This window comes from Microbulbifer mixtoriginis (SeqCode) (assembly GCF_052467235.1).
This window is the reverse complement of the sequence record NZ_CP174305.1, coordinates 2,039,029-2,056,956: the sequence shown is the minus strand read 5'-3', so window position 1 is coordinate 2,056,956 and position 17,928 is coordinate 2,039,029. Positions and strand designations below refer to the sequence as shown.

The window sequence follows — 17,928 nt, the reverse complement described above, 5'->3', positions numbered from 1 at the left end:
TGGTATAGGTGTTGTCCACCCTGCTTTCCTTGGCCTATGGCGACAATATGTTTCTCAGTTTGTGACGTTGGCTTTTATAGTGTCTTTATCTGAGATTAAATTGTTGACGAATATCATGAATCAGTATTTGCCTCGAACTCTTGTGCCGCTCATGGGGTGCGAAAAGGCTGCTGGCGCTCTCTAGCAGGTCAACAGCCCTCTGTAATTTTTGTAGGCCTATTCTGCTGAGATTGCCCTCTTTTGTTAACTCCTTGATCACTAGAGAGGCCAGCTCTTTACGTGCTATATCTTCGGGGAGTCCGCTTTTAGTACATAGCCCATAAGTACCATCAATAAAGTGTTTCCATTCGCTTTCAATATGTGTGGTAAGCCCCTTGTTCATTTTTATGTCAGAACAGCTATGGCCAATAGAGTTTAACTGATAGATTGTATCCGTGTATCTTGTTTTAAATAAATCAAAAATCTGTTTTGGATTATTTTGTAGCCGAAGGTCTTTTAACCAGGATACATAACCTTTGGCGTAGAACTCCTGGTTATGGGATTCATTATGGGTGCCGAAGAATGAATGGCATTGCAGGCCCAGTACCAGCGTGTAGGAAGCTTTAGGCATAACAAGGGCATTCTGGTAGTTTACAAATTCTTCCTGCCTTAAACCGCTTAGCGATAGCAGCTCCTCTTTACTATAAAAGTGACTCTGTAAATATTCTATTAATTCCATAAGTACACACCCGAATGTGCCGTTGCGATTGGATTGGCAGTGCAGCTTGACATAAACCTTACGGCAACACTTCGATGGAGGGCGTAGTATATAAGTCGGGCTATAGATTATATGCAGCGACTTTAGGGAAGCTCTAAGTAGCGATTTATTGTTATTTAAGTTCGAGACGCTTCCCTGCGACTGAATGCTTTATTAAGATTTTTTAAATAAAATTGTTAACCCTGTTAATCAATCCTGAAGAAATAATATATCTGTACGAATAATATATTTTATTCCACGAGTAATTGGCGTTGAGCTGTGGATCCTATGCAAGGGGTGCATACCATGGGGGAAACACAGTACGGATCCAGCGGGGGTTCTTACATCAATATCCATCATGGAGTCCCGGCTGGGCTGTTGGTAGGGGTTATCTGCATTGACACGAAAACGTGTGGCACCGCCGTCAAAATCTTCACTGAGTAAAACTAGAAAAGTCATTTCGCTAAAACGGTCTGGAAAACCATTAGCGACCAACTGGCCATCTATGATTCGGCTGCCCGGCCAGGCTCCATCGGTGTGAAATTGAAAGTAATCACCTTCGCCGTAACGATAAAAGCGAAAACGCTGATTGAGTCCCACTGGCTCCCGCCCTTCAAAGTAGCCATTGGGGTCCTGCATAAAAGCGCTGCACCGCTGCCAGATTAGCCGTTCGGTAGTTTCATCTACCACCCAGGTAAGGCTGTCGTTATGGCGTACCTCCCTAGGCAAAGAAACGGCGGCATCTGGCAGATAACCGATATTTTCAGTGATATCGATGAGACGCTGGCATTCCTCACTGGAAAATACATTGAGTAATTGAAAAGCACCGGGCACCTCAGCAATCTCTCTGCGCTGAACCAAAGACGGGGCGCTATCTTTGAGTGAGGCTGGGTTTTCCAGTCGTGCGGCCCAGGTGGGCAGAGCAGGATGCTCCGCACCGGGTTCCCTGGCGATAATAAATAAATCCTGCTCAAGGCTGCTGTTGGCCTCAGTTGATGGATTTATCGCAATGTCTGGAGAGCTTGGCATAATGATTTCGTCCAAAATATCTGCACTCGGATTTTTTAATTAATGATTAATAAGGGTGAGCTGGGCAAATTGTCGGTGTCCCTCAGCCCCGCCGTGGTAGCCAAAGCCACTCTGTTTGGCACCTACCCATGGTGTTCCACCGGCCCCCTGGTTAATACCAATCATGCCTGCCTGTAGTTGATTCGCGACTTCCTGGGCATCCGCTTTGCCAAATACCACGGCCCCCAAGCCGTATACAGAGTCGTTGGCTCTGTGAATCCCCTCTTCAATGGTGCTGAATCGGTCTATTGCGACTACCGGGCCAAAAGTTTCCTCGTCCTCAAGTTGCATACCCGGTTTGATACCTCTGATGACCGTGGGAGGAATAAAAGGAAGCTCGGGGGATTTTTCTCCCAGCAAAAGCGTTGCGCCCTTCTCTATGGCGTCATGAATATGCTGAACTACTTTTTGATGCTGACGGGGATTGACCAGTGGACCTATATCGACATCCCCTTCTGGCCAACCACCGGTGCGATAATTTTTTGCAATGGCAACCACCGCTCGCTCAAACTGGTCCGCAATATGCTCGTCCACATAAACACGCTCGGTTGAAGTACACATTTGTCCGGCATTTTCAAAGCTGGAAGCCACGGCGAATTGTGCCGCGCGGTGAATATCGGCGCTGGCCAAAACCAACATGGGATCATTGCCGCCCAACTCCATGATCAGGCGTTTTAATTTGGGAGCGGCATTGGCCATGATGGCCTGGCCGGTTGCACGGGAGCCGGTGAAAGCAACCATATTGATGTCCGTTTTCACCAGGGCTTCTCCGGTTTTTCCATCTCCATGGGCAATCTGTAATACTCCGCTGGGCAGCGACTGGTTCAGGGTTTTTACCAGTAGGTCTGCAACCAGAGGTGTTTCTTCGGAGGGTTTTAAAATCACGCTGTTACCGGCAATCAGTGCCGGCACGATCAGGTTATTGGCCATCGCCAGGGGATAATTCCAAGGAGAAATAACCGCGACCACGCCCAACGGACGATATTGAATTTCACTGTTACCCTGGCGATGGCTGCGCAGGGCCTCACCGGAATCTCCGGCCAACCAGGGGCCACTGTGAATGGCGCCACCTGCCTCGTAGCTGGCCCGCCGCGCATCTTTGCCCATTTCACGGCTGATCAGTTTTGCCAATTTCGCCTGTATGGGTTCAAGCTGCTTATAGGCTTGTTGTACAAGCTGTACACGCTGCTGAATGGATTTTTTGCCCCACTCAACCTGTGCCTGCTTGGCCTGTTGCAGCAATTTTTTTAAATCGTCTTCATAACAAATAGCGACACTGCCGACAACTTCGTTATTTAAAGGATCTATTGAGTTCAGGGTTTTATTCATGGAGTTTTGATCGATATTTCAATTTATTTAATGTTTAAACAACGCGATAGTACGAATTTCCAGGCTGGTACGCCGGGGGACATTTTCGCTTTCCGGTAAGTCGAAGGCGCTATGGGGGCTGCCGGTAATCACATCGCTGTGTTCGCTATCAAAAACCCGCAGTAGCAACCCTTCGCCGGGGCGCATATCACTAAACCAAACCCAGCGGTGTTGAGGGTTGGAGCTGATGACAGAAATTTGCCCCTCCCGTTCTGGATAAATCAGGCGCATTTTGTGGAAATCCGCTGCTTCCACACTGCGCAGGTCCGCCATAGCCAGGGGGGACTCTTCAACCCGATGCAGCAGCGGCAGCCACAAGTTCACAAACTTAAACCGGGGATATTCGTCCGGATTTAAGCCGTATTCCGGTAGCGTCTGCTTGAGCTGGCGCTGGGCAGACCAGGGCGTGTAATCGTTGTGCGCGATTTTTACTGGGGCGCGGCGACTGCGGCTCTGCTCAGCGATGGCGTCTGCTTTAGTCTGAGCGCGCAGCGTGTGATCGAAGGTTACAACCTGGTCCGCGCCCAAATAAGCAGCCAGCCATCGCTCAATCGCCGGATACCATTGAGTACGGATCAAGGTGTCTCGGGATTCTGGCGAAAGCACTGTGCTATTGGCTGAAGGCTTGTTGCTATCCAGCGCTTTTAAAGTGCCATCCAGCAGGTGCAGGTCGATATCGAGGCTGGGCTCTACCAGCTCAAACCCCTGTTCGTCCAAACGGAAGGTCTCCCCCGCAGCCTGCAGTTGCCTGCCGTCATGAACTGTCACCAGGTGGGGGATTACCTGATCGATCAGGCTAGCGGGGCCGGGGCCTGTATGGCGCTGATCGTAGACCAGCTCCGCGCTGGGGTCCGCGTAGTTGATACTTGCCCGCATTAAGCCCGGTGTCGATGGTTGCAGAGTCGCGCCTGACATAGTGGGTTCCTCACTTATGGGGGTCTATATATCGGCAATGCTAGGCTGGAGCAGATACAATGAAAATCAAGTAACGACTGTGAGTGATACAGGTGTGACTAGGGGCAACAGAGACGATCGCCTGGACCGGCTGGAACTAAAGCAACTGCGGTTGCTGCAGGCAATTCTGCGGGAGTTAAATTTATCCCGGGTGGCCGGCCAGCTCGGTGTGACTCAGCAGACCGTGAGTGAACAGCTCAAGCGATTGCGGGAGATCTTTGGCGATCGCTTATTTATTCGGACCAGCAATGGAGTGGTAGCCACTCCCCTGGCAGAACGGCTGGCACCGAGGATCGATAGCGTGTTAAACGAAATTGCCTCACTGTTGCGTGGGCACGAATTTCTGCCGGCCGAGTACACCGGTATTTTTACTATCAGTGCCACTGACTTTGAACAGCGAGTGGTATTGCCGGGTCTGCTGAAAAAACTGCGTGAACAGGCCCCGGGTCTCAAAGTGGTTGTGCTCAAGCTGGAAATCGACCGCATGGCGCAGCAGCTGCAAACCGGCGAGGTAGATTTGGTCTTCAGTACACCCGGTTTTGTGCCGGACAACTGCCCGACAATGCTGCTGTATCGAGAGCACTATGTTTGCGTGTGCTGCCGGCATGCAAAAATACCCGGCCAGTTAACAGGAGAGACTCTGGCATTGGCACAGTTGGCGGCGCTACCGCAATTGGTGGTGTCTCCCTCCCGCGGAGAACTGCGTGGCATGGCCGATACCTGGTTCGAAGAGTTTGGCCTGCAGCGCAATGTGGTGTTGTCGGTTCCCTCTTTCGCCGCTGCAGCCGAATGTATCGCCTCCACCAATACCGTGGCTTTTCTGCCGTCGCGCCTGTTGCCCGATGAGCGCCTGAGTACCCTGCCGATTGCCGACCAGCCCCCCGGTTTCGATGTGATCGCCGCCTGGCACAGTCGCAGCGGGCAGGACCCGCTGCATAAATGGATCAGGGAGTTATTGGCGCAGCAATTTGCTCCAGCGACGGATCATCAGTAACAACGCGCAAGAGTAGCGGCCTCGCTATTAGATAAAGCATTGGTGTTGAATGTGGGTAATCAGGCCGTAGTATTTTTAGAGTGGTGAACGATCTACCCCTTGCCCTTTTCCACTAGGGACGCACGGTGTCATCTTTCTGCAACCGCTCTTACCAATCATTGCCTGGGATTGCGTGATCGCCCTCACTTGATCTGACTAAAGAGTTTTACTCTAGAGTTGCAGGATACTGGTGGCTTTCCTTTTGGGTGCCGAGTTAATGAATTTGAATCTGGTAATTCTCGTATGAATTATGGTTCCAATGTTTACCTGTTCAGGATGGTGGAATCCCTGGGGCTGTTGATGCGCACCCGGCTGTGGATGCAAATCCTGTTGGCTATGGTGCTGGGGCTCGGTATTGGCCTGTTGCTGTCGCCGGAAGGGGCTGGGCTGGTCGATGAGAATCTCAGCGTAATATTGGCCAGCTGGTTCAAACTGCCCGGTGCCCTATTTCTGAATATGATCCAAATGGTGGTGATTCCACTGGTGGTCTCCTCCATTATCCTCGGGCTCTGTGGCAGTGGAAATGTATCCCAGCTCAAGCGGGTTGGCCTGCGTATAGCGCCCTATTTTATTGCCACCACCACAGTAGCGGTGATTATCGGTATAGTCCTGGCCCAATTTATTCAACCGGGTAACTATATCGATGAAGCCCTGCTCACAGCGGCTACTGAATTACCCGGCAGCCCACCGCCACAGATGCTGGAATCCAAGCCGCTACCGGAGCGAATCGCCGAACTGATTCCGGCCAATCTGAATCAGAGCATCGCCATGCGCAATATGCTGCAGCTGGTGGTCTACGCGATTTTCACCGGAGTGGCAGTGATGTTACTGCCGCAAAAGCAGCGTGAAACTGCAGTCTATGCCTTCGGCATAGTGCAGGAAATCGCCCTGAAAATAGTCGGTTGGGCCATGCTGTTCGCGCCGCTGGCGGTATTCGGATTATTGGCGGATATTGCCATTCGCGTGGGCTTAACCGCAATCGTGGGGATGTCTGTCTATGTAGGCACGGTTATTCTGGGGCTACTGATTCTACTGCTGTTTTATCTGTTGATTGTCGCACTGGCCACGCCAATGCGGCCTCTGAGCTTCCTGCAGCGCATCAGCGGCGTACAGCTACTGGCCTTTTCCACTTCCAGCTCCGCGGCCGTAATGCCGCTTTCAATGCGCACTGCCGAGACTTCCCTGGGAGTGAAACCTTCTATAGCCAAATTTATTGTGCCTCTTGGCGCTACGGTGAATATGGACGGCACTGCCCTCTATCAGGTAATTGCGGCGATTTTTCTCACCCAGGTTTATGGCATTGACCTCAGCACGGCACAACTGGTGGGACTTACCGTAACTACTGTGGGCGCTTCAATCGGTTCCCCAAGTACACCGGGCGTGGGGATAGTGATTCTCGCCAGTATCCTGGCTGGGATAGGTGTCCCACCAGAGGGTATTGCACTGATTCTCGGTGTGGACCGCATACTCGATATGTGCAGGACCGCCGTAAACGTCACGGGCGATCTCACCGCCTGTCTGGTGATGGATAAACTACTGGGCAGCGACAGTCTGGAAGAACCTGAAACCCAAACTGCTTAAGTGTTTTTTCGGGAGGTTTGGGGCTAGAGGTTAATGGAAGCTTTGCAGGATCTCCAGGGTACGGGGGTCCTGTTTGCCCTCATAATATTTCTCTAAAACCTGCATAAATAGATTATCAGCGCCACCCGCAGCAAGGGCGAACAGGGTCATACTGGATCTGACCTTGATCGCATCAAGACTACCGAATATTTCCAGGGCGCTGAGATCTTGCAGGTTTAATAACTCCTGACAACACTCCCGCAATCGCGGCCCAAGCTGTGGATGTTTCAGGTAAGCATGCGCCTCCTCTAGACCTGTCACTCCATATCGTTGTGAAGTAGCACTGTGTCCCAGTCCCTTGAGCTGCGGAAAAATATACCAAATCCAATGGCTGCGTTTGTGCCCCTGCCGCAACTCCTGCAAGGCCTGTGCATAAGAGTCGTTTTGTGCCTGGCAGAACCGCTCCAGGTCAAAATAATCACTCATAAACATTTTCCCGTAAAAGGTCATTGATGTTTTACAGAAAGAAAAGCGTAGCATGAATATTCATGCGCGAGGTTATAGCGGCCATGTTCTGGCAGGAGTAGTAAAGTGGTAGTACTTACCCTCTAAGCAGTTGCTTTTTTGACATGTGTACTCGTGGTGATCAAACCCTTGTCTATTACGCCCTGTTTAACGGTAAAATTTTTCAGGGTCAGTTATTTGAAAGACGGGGTTAACCGTCTTTTTGAATGAAGAAATCCAATTTAAGCGGTGGGCAATAAAGCCCGTATATCATCAGGTACCGGCATGGATTTCCCAGCCTGTTGGTCTACCCAAACAATCTTAGCTTCACCGGTGGTGTAGAGTTTATCGGTGTTATCCGCATCTCTGATCTCGTAATAGCTATTAAAGCTACTACGCCCAGGAGTGCCGCCATACATACTAACAGTAATGTTGGCTGGAAATACCAAAGGTAAATGAAAATTGGCCGAAGCATTGAGTAGTACTGGGCCATCTCCTTGATTACTGCTTACCGCGCCGGAGCGTTTAATAGCCGCTAACCAGCTGCAGCGGCACTGCTCAAAGTAGGTGAAGTAGGTAGCGTTGTTGATATGCCCTAAGGCGTCCATATCACCCCAGCGTACAGCTAAGGTTTCCTGATGTAGAAGGTTACGGGGGGCTTCACTCATTGTCATTACACTTAAATCAAAACAGTAAAGCGGTTAATTGTAATGGGCCGTCGAGGCTGTGAGTAGGGTTATATTTTATATTCTTAAGTTAATGCAAGACTGCAAGAAAACATCAATATTACTTTTGTCTTTTCTGCTTACTCCTACGTTGCGGCGGTTGATTAGTAGTAAGTGCCAGCAAAAAATAGTTGGCATCAAATAGTTACTTGCTGAGCCGCTTCCGCAAACTGGAGCCGGGAAACCCATGGGAATGTTCGCAAGAAATCACTACGCCGTATTATTGAGGCCGCCGAAATACAGTCTCCCTGTGACAACGAACACCGCCAAGCTCGTTAGTATTCCATGGAATATCCAGGAGAGAATGTGAAGTCAAAGAAAGTGACTTCTTTTTCGCAGGCGTTTAATGGTCGTGTGGTAAATTATAAATGGCTCTTGTATGTAGTGGACATGTAATCTTTATAGTTTTGTATCTTTGTTATAGGGCTGAATGGTTTTTTAATTTCAGATTTACAATTTATGGCTGCTTTGAAAGTAGTAGCCTTTTAGGCAGGTGAGAGTTTTTAAATATTATTTTAGTGGGAGGTCTCACTTACATGATGCACAGGAGTTAATATCCAGTGCATCATGATTGATTTTCTAAATTATTTTTGCTGCTTTATTCGGCTTCAACGGTAATTCGTAGTGTTCCAGAAAAGGGGGCCGATGCCTGATTGGGCTCCCACTGATTTTCGGGGATAATAATAACAAAAGTGGCGTTATCATCCGCGCAGTTGGACGCTTGAAGGACATTGTTGGTGATGGCTTGTCCAGCTGGGGCCGGTTCAGGAAGTGCACCATCATTCTGGTAGACCACATCGTAACTAATTGAAGTACCGTCAGATCCAATTAAGCTATATGTAGGGTCAGCACCATCATTTTCAAAGGTTATGCCATAAAGTGAAAAACCATTTCCGGCAACACAAAACCTGTCGTCGGCTATTGCGTCATTTCCCGGTGTGGGGTTTGAAATAGTGACTGGATCAACATTATCTATTGTGATAGTTGTATCAAATTGGAGGGTTATCAAACTGGTTGCACTATCTGTGGCTTGGGATAGCGCGGATGGAGTAAAGCCAATGGCTAATCCGGTAACTACTATGGGTGCCAGAAAATTTGCTGTAACAATTCTCATTGTGAACTCCCTTTCACATTAGATCACACAATATCTGTAAATCAATAACGACAAAACCAAATGAGAATGAGTGGTTCCTGTATTGAAATATTAGTCGTGAATTTTCTGTGGAATCTTGCTGGGCGGTTATCTAATTATTTTAGAGAGATAACTACTAGTTTTAGAGAGAGGTTTCTTATTTTTAGGTTGGGGCTTTGGCGGTTAAGTTGCCTTTGTAAATATTCTAGTGAAGCTTTTTTTGAGGTTTATGGGTCTTTAGGCCTGTTGTTAGGCGGCGGTTTCAATTTTTCGGCGCCGGAAAATTTAAATCTGATAGGCTCAAGTGACCCCAATCACTAAGCAGACCGTTACCTAAAAGGGCAAATAGGGAATATTCACGAATCATTGGCCAAGGTCCGCCAAGCTATCAAAGTAAAAGACGGCGGCGAGGTCTGGCTAAGCAGTGAATTTTTAAATGTGCTGAAGGTATTAGAAGATTTAATCGGCGTAGTGTCGGCCCTGGCCGGCACACTCACTTCGCAATGGAAAAAACCTGACCAGGATGCGGCAATCAACGGCAACAAAAGCTGCGCGGATAGTTTGGAGTCTCAACTTAAGCCAATAAGGGCCTAAGTTTTTTATTGTGTTAAAGGATGTTTTTTATGGGAAAGAATATAATCAGATACGCAATTTTTGCTGAGAGAGTCCACCTGATGAATGGTGGCGCAAAGAGCTTTAGGGGTTCCGCGCCTACTGAAGAGGCGGCAATGGAGCTGGCAGAAGAGATTGCGAAATCTAAGAAAGCCGAGTTTTATTCTTGGTTGCAAATTTTGGATATTGTGACCGAGACCTATACAGAGTACTCGATTAAATGGGGAGGGGTATTGGTGGAGAGGGTATGATTATCCTAAGTAGTGCGGTGCCTGTTTTGACAGGCACTTTGTTACTAATTATATTATTTCGTGAGTGTAAGAGTTGTAGAGATGGCTTCTAAACTTTTGCTTTTAGTGCTTCAACTAGTGCTGTTATTTGCTCTTGTATCATTTTTTTCTTATCATTAAGCCTCCTCTCTAAAATTTCACCCCTCCCCGTCAGTTCTCCGTAGGCTGTAGTTCCAATTGCGTTAATTTCACTATCAATTTCTGCTTGAGCTTCTTGTAAGGTGGATATCATTCTCAAAATGTCGGCTCTTTCTGTCAGAATGGTAATAGTTTTATTCTTTTCGGATAGAGCTTTATTTTTTGATGTCCTGCAATATTCCAGATCTCTTTCAATGGATTTTATTTTATAGTCTAAGCCATTCATATCTCCTTTTTCTGACAGGCAAATATTAAGCCGGTTTTCAAAAAGCTCAGCTTCTGCATAGGTAATGGATAGGTCTTTTTTTAAGTTTAAGTATGTATCTGAGGTTCTAATGTCTTTTTCTACAGCTTCAATTTTCGCCTTTAATCGGATATTTTCTTCTCTTAACGGTTCTAACCTAGATTTGTCATATAGGGCGAGCATTCCGAGAATTGCTCCAGGTGCACCAGCTAAAAACCCTACCACCATCCCTATGGTTACCATTGGGTTCCACCCTTTTTTAGGGTTTTTTTCATCTTTTGTTGTCGATTCAGAATTGAAGATTTCGTTGCTCATAGTGCTGTTTTCTTTCCGATTTCCTTGCTGAGACTTCTCTATCTAAATCTGTACAGCTCTGAATCGCCGCGACGACTGCTTTTGAGCTGGCTTTCGAGTATCCACCACCACCTAGTATAACGGTGGGTATAGCGCGCTCGCTAAGAGCATTAACCGTTGATCTTTCTCTCTCTGCTATATCCTCGATAGTTAAGCAAAGCCCCCCAAGTTTGTCATTGATAAGGGGATCTGTGCCGGCAACTACAAAAGCTATTTTGTAGTCATCATCTAAATTTTTTATTGCTTCTCTATATCGTTTCAAATATTCCTGGCCCTCTGTGCCTGGCATCAGAGGAACAGAAATATCTACACGATCACGTGTATAACTCGATGTAGGGTAAATACCAGTATTATAAACATCTAAAAGCGTTACACTTTCATTATCCATAAACGTGTAAGCATTTCCGTTACCGTGATGAGCGTCTGTATCGATTATTAATATTTTTTCTTCGGGTTTGAGTAGTCCGCTATTTATCAATTGTTGATGACAAATACCTATGTCGTTATAGATGCAGAATCCTTCCATGTTCTGCTGCATAGCGTGATGGTATCCACCGGATAGGTTCCAGTAGATGCCACCATTTTCAAGGGCGGATTTTGCTCCAAGGATAGTCCCCGCTACTCCCCAGCGCATAGGAGAAAGGATTTTTTTATCTAATAGTGAGAAGCTAACCAGAGGGATTCTAGGGATCTCAAGTGCTTGAAAAATTCCATTTTTATTGCGCACTCTATGTCTCATGATGCTTGATAGAAAATTGTCGATAACCTCCATGCTGACGGGAGATTCCGGCTCTAAAAAATCTATCTCTTTATTGCCCTTTAGTTGCTGGTGAATCTTTTGGAACTTATTTCCATCAAACGGGTGTAGGTAGTTCAATAAGCCAAGATTTATATTGTAATGTTTACTGTAGATGACATTCATGCGAATTCTTTTCCATATGCTGAGAGCTCTCTTGCATATCTTAAAACTTCATTTGGAGTCCATATGCCTCGACCAAGAACCTTTCCAAACTTGCTGTAGTCATGTGCGCTAGGATGAAAGCTGGGGGGAGTGTTACAGGCAACTTTTAGGCACTCTGAAACTACATTCGAACAGTTGTAACGAGCAATTTGATATCTGGGAATATTTGACCTTAGATCTGCAATAAAACGTGATAGCTTTTCTTCATTAAATTTTAAAATAGTTACAGTGATAGGTTGGCGATTTCCTTCTGCGACTATATCTTCTTGCAGCGCAGCCATAAAATGACCGGGCTGGCTTGTTTTAATTTTTAAATCTTTTTTCCCTGCTTCATCTTCTGGCCAGAAACTAACGTAGTTATTTCCGAACGATAATGAGGTGTGTCCTACCATATTACCGTGTGGGGGCCAAACGTGAACTTTTAACAAAATGGTCTCCTTTACACCAAATGTTACTTTTTCATTTCCTTGTTAGCACAAAGCATTTTTATTGAAAGATATTTAATTAAAGCGGTTACAGATACCCGTGTATATACAATTGGTTAACTGTGCCAAGATTTCAAATATGTTCACAAGCTTGTGTCATCTTTTTAAAGCTACCACGAAGGCTTTTCAGAATTAAACACCTTTAAAAAAGCGCAATTGCTGAGCTGGAAGAAGTCGCAGGTTGTTTTTTGATCAGCAAAAATTGCTGCCGGTCACTCCTCCCCACGCCTGCCGATTTTGGGCACTCTTTTAGTTGATGAAATTGAATGTGGGATGAGGTCGTGAGCTGGTGCGGGCTTAAGAGCTAGCCAGGATTTCACAGAATGAACACTTTGGAACACTTTTGAAGCCGGGGTTCACTAAAGCTGAAGCGGGGCAATTGTGCCCACCGGGGGGAACGGCTCTGGGCCAAAAAATTTCTATGTGGACACTTTAGTGATTTTCAGCGTTTATTGGAACATGGTAGAGATAATAAAAAACCCGCGAAAGCGAGTGCTTGCGCGGGTTTTAATATGGTGCCCGGAGGCGGAATCGAACCACCGACACGGGGATTTTCAATCCCCTGCTCTACCGACTGAGCTATCCGGGCTTTGCGATCTTGCTGGGCTTCCCCTGCGTCGCGAGGCGCGTATTAAAGCCTTATCGCGGGGCTGAGTCAACCCCTTGATTGTAAAAAGTTTTTTTTCTTTTGCGGGGAGGCTTTGCGGGGCCCGTTTACTGCTGTTCCGGGGGTACGTAGCCGTCGGCTGCGTCGTACTCTTCACCGCTCAGGAACTTCATCATCTGCTCGCTCAGGTAGGCGCGGCTGGAGGGTTCCATCATGTTGAGGTGCTTTTCGTTGATTAGCATGGTTTGGTGCGACATCCACTCCTGCCAGGCTTTTTTGGAAACATGCTCGAAGATATCGACGCCCTTAGGGCCGGGGAAGGGCGGTGCGTCCAGGCCTTCCAATTCCTCTTGGTACTTGCGGCAGAATACGGTTCTGGACATGGACTCCTCCTGGTTCTAGTCGGCCGTAGTTGGGGCGAGCAGGGGTGCCTGCAGCGCCAATAGTTGTTTTGCCAGCTTTACGATCGGGGCGGGTAGCCCCAGTTCCTGGGCCGCGCGGGCGCGGTTTAGTTGCCGCAGTTTATACCAGCCGGCGCCGCTCTCCGCCACCTGGGTGGAGACTTTGTCGAGCTGTACCCACAGCGGGGTAATATCCAGGTGGAAGTGAGTAAAGGTGTGGCGCAGCAGCGGCAGCGTTTGTATTTCACTGGCGCGCCAACGCTGTTGTTTGAGCCAAGCCTTGGCATCTTCTGCTTGGGGAGGGCACCAGAGGCCGCCCCAGATGCCGCTGGCGGGGCGCTGCTCTAGATAAATTTCGCCCTGGTATTCCAGCAGTAACAGGGTGGCGCTGCGCACCGGTTTTTCCTTGCGCGGTTTTTTGCCGGGGTAATCCTGCGGATTGCCTTGGGCGTGGGCCACACAGGATTTCTTTAACGGGCACTCTTCACAGCGGGGTTTGCTGCGGGTGCACAGGGTGGCACCCAGATCCATCATCACCTGGGTGTAATCGTTAACGCGTTTGTCCGGGGTGTAGGTCTCGGCCAGCTCCCACAATTGATTGGCCACGGCACTCTGCCCCGGCCAGCCTTCCACGGCGTGGAAGCGCGCCAGTACCCGTTTTACGTTGCCATCCAGAATCGGTGCTCTGAGTCCCATGCTGATACTGGCGATAGCGCCTGCGGTGGAGCGGCCAATGCCGCTCAGTTCAGTGAGCGCTTCTACATCCTGTGGAAATTCCCCACCGTGTTCCTGCAACACCGTCTGTGCACATCTATGTAAATTGCGCGCGCGGGCGTAATAACCGAGGCCGCTCCAGTGAGCCAGCACCTTATCCAACGGCGCGTTGGCGAGGATCTCCAGGGTGGGAAAGCTCTGCATAAAGCGCTCGAAGTAGGGGATCACCGCGCTGACCTGGGTCTGCTGCAGCATGATCTCGGAAACCCACACGCGATAGGGATTGATATTCTGCTGCCAGGGCAGGTCCTTGCGCCCGTGTTTGTCGAACCATTTGAGAACGGCGTTTTGGAACTGCTTTGGGGTCATGGAGATACTGCGGGCTGATGTTTGTGATGGAAACCTTGGGCTGTGCGCGGGCTAACCTTGGTGCACTTTGCTTTGAGCCTTAGCGGCTGAAGAGATTTTTCATGGTTTCTCTCAATTCGTCGACCTTTTCTTCTACCCAATCGCCATATTTTTTCTTGGTGTTGTATTGAAGCTCTTTTGTGCACAGGGTCTTCAAAGCGACTTATGCCGGGTGTTGCCGTATCTATATCTTCAAAGTCAGCCTTGCGGCGCCGTGGCAGCGGGTCGATGCGCCAGCGGATTATAAAGAGAGGGATACCGCCTGTGTGGCCAATGGAGGGGTAAACGCGCTATCAGATCAGCATTGATCAGTTGGAATTTGAGCGGTGGAGATTACTATCTGCCCGAAGCAGAAATTGTCTCTGCTAGACCCCCCGCCGGCTGCGAATAGCCTGGGGGAGCTTCCACTAGCGTTGCGGACACTGGGTGGACCGCTCTGGTGAAAATTCGGTGAGGGCAGGCTTTGCTGCCCATCTTATCTAGTTCAGGTCTAGCTCAGGCTGAGCAGCACCGTGACGATCTTCGCTTAGCGATTAGACCTGAATACCCTCTTCCGGCACATAGAAATAGCCGACAAAGTGATAATTTGTGGCAGCCATACCATAGTTATGGTTTGCCGTCTCCAGCTGCTTGGGCAGAATCACAAAACCGGGCCCGTAGTTTTTCACTCCGTGAGCGCCTGGTTTGTGCGTCCAGTAGCCGGTTTCCGGGTCCCGTCGGTACCAGTGGTGATCGGTTGTGGACTTATACAGGGCAACACAGTAATAACCCTTGGTGAAAGGCGGGGGATTGTTTGCTGGGGCGTTGGCTACATAGGCCATCCCATCGCGTTTGGCGCCCTCAATCAGGCGGTCATTATCCAAGCCCGCGACATAGCCGGAGTTGGAGCCAGGGTCTGGCTTGCCCTTGTGGGGCTTCTCGCAGTTTGCGGCCCAGGCATAGCAGTTCACGTGGTGGTTACCCCAGGCCTCCTCTGCAGGTGTGTTTTTCGCAGCGCTAGTAACCAGCTTGGTGATCACCTGTTTGGATTTATTGTCTTGCGCTCGTTGCATTAATGGCATTTGTTATTCCCTTTATATGGCCGATCAAGCTTGTACTGATCTTGGAAAAAGAAAGTGCAAGTAATAAGGAAATTGTCGCGCAATGGGAAAAAATATAAATAAAAGTAAAAGATGGCCGGGGTGATGTAGAAGCACCTGATGACAGCTCCCGGCACTGGCTAGGGGCCGCGTTAAGTAGATCGCACTAACCCCGTCCTTTAATGGTTTATTCACACTCTATGCGCTTCGCGGTTATTGGTTGCTGCAATTTAGCGCGGTATTTCTCTAGTGGCTTTGGCGCTATGGAGAGGATTCGGAGATGGAATAGCGTGCAATATTGGGGGCGGGGTTACGCACCGGGCGAAACCCGGTGCGGCTTACATTAACGGCCGAAAAGATTTTTAAGTTTTTCTTTTAGTTCGTCGACTTTTTCTTCCACCTTATCGCCATATTTTTTCTTGGCTTTGTATTTCAGCTCTTCGCGCACCAAGTCGTCGAGGCGGCGGCTGTCGGGTTTACAGGTTGTTGGACCCACATCGTCGAAGTCGCCTTTGCAGCGCAGTGGCAGCGGGCGGTTGCGCCAGCGTTTGTTTTTTACGGTGCAGCCATCCGCGGAGGTGCTCTCACCCACTAGAGCGAGGCCGAGGGCGAAGTCGAAGTCCTGCTTCTTCAGGTCCACCTCGCCATCGCCGGTCATGGCGATATTCTCGATGCCGGCGAGAATTTCGGTCACTTTCACTTCATCCCCTTTCACCGCGATTGTGGCGCGCACATCTTGTAGGTCAGTCTGGGCGGGCCAGTTTCTCTCTGGCAGTGGAGTATTCTCGGCGTAGCTGAACAGCTGGCACATGCTCTTCTCCAGGTTGAAGGGCGCTATGGACAGCTCTTTACTGGACACATTGACGGCGGCGCGCAGGTTCTGCTGCAGATCTGTGGAGGTCTTGCCCTTGGTCTGCCCGTCCCAGTTGACACTGGCTTCGCCGGCCACCTGCACTTTTTCATTGGGGAACAGTGCCTTCTGGACCTTGCCGATATCTACACCGACAAGGCCGCCGCGCACCTGTCCCTCTGCGGTCTGGGCGCGAGCATTGAACTGGCCGTTGCTATTGAGCTGGCCGCCGTAGAGGTCGGCGCTGAGTTTTTGCAGCTGGTAGAGACCGTTATCCACGGTGAGTAGAATTTCGGGGCTGTCCAGCTGTAGGCCGGCGGCCTGTAACTGGTCCAGGGCCAGGTTGATATTGGCGTTAAAGCCACGCAGATCGCTCAGAGGTAGGGGCTCGGCGGATACCTGTTGGGTACCGGCTTTGGTGGTGGCTTTCTTTTCCGTCTGTTGGGCGCTCAGGGTCTCCGCGGAAGTTGGGGTCTGGGTAGACTCCACACTCTGTGCGGTGGCCTCAGTAGAGGGCGCCTTGGTTGTTGACTCTCCACTGGTTTTTTCGTCCGGCTTAGCGCTTGTTTCATCGGTGGGTGGCAAGTAGTTGTCCAGATTGAAAGCGCCGCCGCGCAGACTCAGATCTAACCCCGGCATCTCCGCATTGCGCAGCTGGGCGTTGCCATTAAAGGTGGTGCCGTCGAGTTGCAGTTGCAGAGGGGTCAGGTTGATCTTTTGTTCGGTGCCTTCGATGCTGGCTTCGATACTCAGCTTTTGCAGTGCGGCGCTATCGCGGGTCACTATTTCACTGCCGGTCAGCTCCAGCCAGGGGCGCAGGGGATCGGCGCTGGCGTTTAGATTCATCTGCACGCGCCAGGGCTGGTTGCCGTTGTCGCGGCGGACATAGCCGCGCAGGTGCATCGTGGCTTTGGCGTTGTTGTCGGAGGTGAGCACCAGCTGCAGAGGTTGCAGGCGCAGGCCGTTGAGGCCTTCATCCAGGGCCAGGGTGCTATCCATTTTGAGTTTGAGCGGGTAACGTAAGTCGCTGCCTGTCACGCTGGCATCGGCGTTGAGTCGCCCAGGCTCGCCGCCGGGCACCAAGTTGTCGGCGGTTATGCTCAAGTTTTCAACCTTGTAGGCCTTGCCGCTGCGGGCGTCACTGTAAGAGAGCAGGCCTTTTTCAATACGCAGTTTATCCAGGCTGAGCTCAACCTGTTGCGCGGCAGGCTCTTGCGTTTCCTTGGGAATCTCCAGCTTGGGTGGCTGTTTTTTCTTTGCCTCCAGAGCCTCACTGATCAGCTCCCAATTACCGCGCCCCTCTTTGTCCACGGAGAGTTCGATCTGCGGTGCCACTAGCACGATTTCCTCGGCTTCCACGCGGCGCTGCAGCAGTGGCTTGAGGGCCACACCCACGGCGATTTTGTCGGCGCGCACCAGGGTCTCTTTCGGCAGCTGCAATGGCGCCATGGTGACATCATCTAATTGCAGCCCCAATTTGGGCCACAGCTGCCAACCGATATCGCCCTGGAGTTGCAGGGAAATGCCCTGTTTGGCGGCGAGTTTTTCCAGTTGCGGCTTGTATTGATTGATGTCGAGGCCGGCCAGCAGCCAGGCGACAGCGCCGGCGAGTAGCAGGAAAACGACCAATAGAGCGATAAATGTGCGCTTGATCCAGGCCATGGAGTGGATTGTCCCTGTGTTTTTTTAGAAGGTACGTCGAGCG

Annotated in this window: 18 protein-coding genes and 1 tRNA gene; 4 read left to right on the top strand and 15 right to left on the bottom strand. The window is 49.8% G+C overall.

What is annotated here, in order from left to right:
* Positions 1–85: 85 nt before the first annotated feature.
* From ACJJIO_RS09025 to ACJJIO_RS09010, 4 genes are all read right to left on the bottom strand, one after another.
* Complete coding sequence (locus ACJJIO_RS09025) at positions 86–718, bottom strand: DUF6058 family natural product biosynthesis protein (RefSeq protein WP_444910795.1); 633 nt, start codon at positions 716–718, stop codon at positions 86–88.
* A 228-nt stretch (positions 719–946) separates the two neighbouring features.
* A complete protein-coding gene (locus tag ACJJIO_RS09020) occupies positions 947–1,765 on the bottom strand; it encodes a prolyl hydroxylase family protein (RefSeq protein ID WP_444910794.1) in 819 nt (272 codons plus the stop codon).
* A 39-nt stretch (positions 1,766–1,804) separates the two neighbouring features.
* A complete protein-coding gene (locus ACJJIO_RS09015) occupies positions 1,805–3,133 on the bottom strand; it encodes an aldehyde dehydrogenase family protein (RefSeq protein ID WP_444910793.1) in 1,329 nt (442 codons plus the stop codon).
* 27 nt (positions 3,134–3,160) lie between these two features.
* Positions 3,161–4,087, bottom strand: a complete 927-nt coding sequence (locus ACJJIO_RS09010; protein ID WP_444910792.1) for a CmcJ/NvfI family oxidoreductase — start codon at positions 4,085–4,087, stop codon at positions 3,161–3,163.
* 79 nt (positions 4,088–4,166) lie between these two features.
* On the opposite strand from ACJJIO_RS09010, the gene ACJJIO_RS09005 reads away from it, so the two are divergent.
* Positions 4,167–5,120, top strand: a complete 954-nt coding sequence (locus ACJJIO_RS09005) for a LysR family transcriptional regulator (protein ID WP_444910791.1) — start codon at positions 4,167–4,169, stop codon at positions 5,118–5,120.
* Between the two features lie 282 nt (positions 5,121–5,402).
* Positions 5,403–6,740, top strand: a complete 1,338-nt coding sequence (locus ACJJIO_RS09000; protein WP_444887529.1) for a dicarboxylate/amino acid:cation symporter — start codon at positions 5,403–5,405, stop codon at positions 6,738–6,740.
* A 30-nt stretch (positions 6,741–6,770) separates the two neighbouring features.
* Here ACJJIO_RS09000 and ACJJIO_RS08995 read toward each other — a convergent pair whose 3' ends face one another.
* From ACJJIO_RS08995 to ACJJIO_RS08985, 3 genes are all read right to left on the bottom strand, one after another.
* On the bottom strand, positions 6,771–7,205 hold the full coding sequence (locus ACJJIO_RS08995) for a DUF1810 domain-containing protein (RefSeq protein ID WP_444910790.1): 435 nt from the start codon (positions 7,203–7,205) through the stop codon (positions 6,771–6,773).
* Positions 7,206–7,465: 260 nt separating this feature from the next.
* On the bottom strand, positions 7,466–7,891 hold the full coding sequence (locus ACJJIO_RS08990) for an acyl-CoA thioesterase (RefSeq protein WP_444883142.1): 426 nt from the start codon (positions 7,889–7,891) through the stop codon (positions 7,466–7,468).
* 655 nt (positions 7,892–8,546) lie between these two features.
* Positions 8,547–9,062, bottom strand: a complete 516-nt coding sequence (locus ACJJIO_RS08985) for a hypothetical protein (RefSeq protein WP_444910789.1) — start codon at positions 9,060–9,062, stop codon at positions 8,547–8,549.
* Positions 9,063–9,446: 384 nt separating this feature from the next.
* Between ACJJIO_RS08985 and ACJJIO_RS08980 the strand changes: the two genes are divergently transcribed.
* Both ACJJIO_RS08980 and ACJJIO_RS08975 read left to right on the top strand, forming a co-directional pair.
* Positions 9,447–9,674 carry a hypothetical protein gene (locus tag ACJJIO_RS08980; protein ID WP_444910788.1) on the top strand — a complete coding sequence of 76 codons (228 nt, stop codon included), beginning with the start codon at positions 9,447–9,449 and terminating at the stop codon, positions 9,672–9,674.
* Positions 9,675–9,703: 29 nt separating this feature from the next.
* Positions 9,704–9,943: a hypothetical protein gene (locus tag ACJJIO_RS08975; protein ID WP_444910787.1), complete on the top strand. Its 240-nt coding sequence runs from the start codon at positions 9,704–9,706 to the stop codon at positions 9,941–9,943.
* A gap of 88 nt (positions 9,944–10,031) precedes the next feature.
* Here ACJJIO_RS08975 and ACJJIO_RS08970 read toward each other — a convergent pair whose 3' ends face one another.
* The 8 genes from ACJJIO_RS08970 to ACJJIO_RS08935 form a co-directional block, all read right to left on the bottom strand.
* Positions 10,032–10,679, bottom strand: a complete 648-nt coding sequence (locus tag ACJJIO_RS08970; RefSeq protein WP_444910786.1) for a hypothetical protein — start codon at positions 10,677–10,679, stop codon at positions 10,032–10,034.
* On the bottom strand, positions 10,654–11,640 hold the full coding sequence (locus ACJJIO_RS08965) for a histone deacetylase family protein (protein ID WP_444910785.1): 987 nt from the start codon (positions 11,638–11,640) through the stop codon (positions 10,654–10,656). The genes ACJJIO_RS08970 and ACJJIO_RS08965 overlap by 26 nt, the downstream gene beginning before the upstream one ends.
* Positions 11,637–12,107: a hypothetical protein gene (locus ACJJIO_RS08960; protein ID WP_444910784.1), complete on the bottom strand. Its 471-nt coding sequence runs from the start codon at positions 12,105–12,107 to the stop codon at positions 11,637–11,639. The genes ACJJIO_RS08965 and ACJJIO_RS08960 overlap by 4 nt, the downstream gene beginning before the upstream one ends.
* Positions 12,108–12,677: 570 nt before the next feature.
* Positions 12,678–12,753, bottom strand: a tRNA-Phe gene (locus ACJJIO_RS08955).
* Positions 12,754–12,878: 125 nt separating this feature from the next.
* Positions 12,879–13,154 carry an oxidative damage protection protein gene (locus tag ACJJIO_RS08950; protein WP_152455703.1) on the bottom strand — a complete coding sequence of 92 codons (276 nt, stop codon included), beginning with the start codon at positions 13,152–13,154 and terminating at the stop codon, positions 12,879–12,881.
* A gap of 15 nt (positions 13,155–13,169) precedes the next feature.
* Positions 13,170–14,255, bottom strand: a complete 1,086-nt coding sequence (mutY, locus tag ACJJIO_RS08945; RefSeq protein ID WP_444910783.1) for an A/G-specific adenine glycosylase — start codon at positions 14,253–14,255, stop codon at positions 13,170–13,172.
* Between the two features lie 572 nt (positions 14,256–14,827).
* Positions 14,828–15,355, bottom strand: coding sequence for a hypothetical protein (locus ACJJIO_RS08940; protein ID WP_252083777.1), 528 nt, complete (start codon positions 15,353–15,355; stop codon positions 14,828–14,830).
* A gap of 361 nt (positions 15,356–15,716) precedes the next feature.
* On the bottom strand, positions 15,717–17,885 hold the full coding sequence (locus ACJJIO_RS08935) for an AsmA family protein (protein ID WP_444899529.1): 2,169 nt from the start codon (positions 17,883–17,885) through the stop codon (positions 15,717–15,719).
* Positions 17,886–17,928 lie beyond the last annotated feature (43 nt).